The sequence below is a fragment of the Streptomyces colwelliae genome, from assembly GCF_048158785.1.
GTDB lineage: Bacteria > Actinomycetota > Actinomycetes > Streptomycetales > Streptomycetaceae > Streptomyces.
This window is the reverse complement of record NZ_JBLTJC010000811.1, coordinates 1-1,198: the sequence shown is the minus strand read 5'-3', so window position 1 is coordinate 1,198 and position 1,198 is coordinate 1. Positions and strand designations below refer to the sequence as shown.

Below are 1,198 nucleotides of genomic sequence, written 5' to 3'. Positions count from 1 at the left end.
GTGTGGGGATGATTGTTGGGCGGTGTGAGGGTGAGTGTTGGGCGGCGTGGGGGCGCGTTCCGTCGAACTGGGCCGGTCCTCTTGAGTCCCGGCCGGCGCCATCACCCAGCCCGTCCGGCGTTTGAGGACGAGGCCGTTCAGGCCGAAGCGGGGGTCCGGGGGCGGCAGCCCCTGGTGACGTGAGCGTCGACGCCGGGCGCCCAAAAGACACAGGGCACCCGGCGCCACAGCTCAGCGCGAGTACCGCATCAGCGCTCGCACCATGTGACACGTCGTGTCCGACGGCGCGTGGACGCCGATCAGTTCGGCGGTGCTGCGGATCGTCTCGTTGCGGGCCTGGTTCGGGACGTAGACGCCGGAGTCGAGCAGGGCGATCGCGAGCCGCATCGCCTTGAGGCGGCGGTTGTGCGTGACGTACCAGTCCCGCGGGCGCCCGGGCGGCAGCGGGCGCTTCTCCACGGGCACGTAGGGCAGGTCGAGTTGGACGGAACGCTTCGCGGTGGACTGGGTCGGCAACGGCTTCGGCTTCAGTGCGGCAGCGGGCACGGACATCCTCCTGTCGCGATCAGGGCGCCGTCCGGACCGCCCGGCGACACCCTCGAACACTGCTTCTATTCTACTGCCCGCCACTGACAATCGCCCCTGGCCACAAGGCCTTTCGGGGGTGCTGTGACGCAGGTGGAAGACGGGTTTTCGCGTACCGTGAGTGGCATGGAGATCTGGATCAACCCGGCCTGTTCCAAGTGCCGTAGCGCCGTGAGTCTGCTCGACGCCGAAGGGGCCGAGTACACCGTCCGCCGCTATCTGGAGGACGTGCCGAGCGAGGGCGAGATCAGGGACGTACTGGAGCGGCTCGGGCTCGAACCGTGGGACATCACGCGCACCCAGGAGGCCGCGGCAAAGGAACTGGGAGTCAAGGAGTGGGCGCGGGACGGCAGTTCGCGGGAGCGGTGGGTGGCGGCGCTCGCCGCGCATCCGAAGCTGATCCAGCGGCCCATCATCACGGCGGAGGACGGCACGGCGGTCGTCGCCCGCAGCGACGAGGCCGTACGGGACGCGCTCACCCGCCGGGCAGCGCACTGCTCGCAGTCCAGGGCCATGTCCACGATCCGCACCGGCACGCCGAGCCGCCGGGCGAGCACCGCCGCCGGGCTGCCGCCCTCCAGCACGGACCGCACCAACTCCCCGGCGCTGCCCG

At 70.6% G+C, this 1,198-nt stretch carries 1 protein-coding gene and 2 pseudogenes; 1 reads left to right on the top strand and 2 read right to left on the bottom strand.

The genetic code is table 11. The annotated features are described in order from the left end of the window. Positions 1 to 231: 231 nt before the first annotated feature. The gene (locus ACNFOC_RS54545) at positions 232 to 546 is read right to left on the bottom strand and encodes a hypothetical protein (RefSeq protein WP_033284269.1); all 315 of its coding nucleotides are present in this window, start codon (positions 544 to 546) and stop codon (positions 232 to 234) included. Between the two features lie 165 nt (positions 547 to 711). Between ACNFOC_RS54545 and ACNFOC_RS54540 the strand changes: the two are divergent. Beyond that, positions 712 to 1,068 (top strand): annotated as a pseudogene (locus ACNFOC_RS54540) (arsenate reductase family protein); the annotation flags it as partial. Between the two features lie 14 nt (positions 1,069 to 1,082). On the opposite strand, the pseudogene ACNFOC_RS54535 reads toward ACNFOC_RS54540, so the two are convergent. Further along, positions 1,083 to 1,198, bottom strand: a pseudogene (locus ACNFOC_RS54535) (nicotinate-nucleotide--dimethylbenzimidazole phosphoribosyltransferase); the annotation flags it as partial.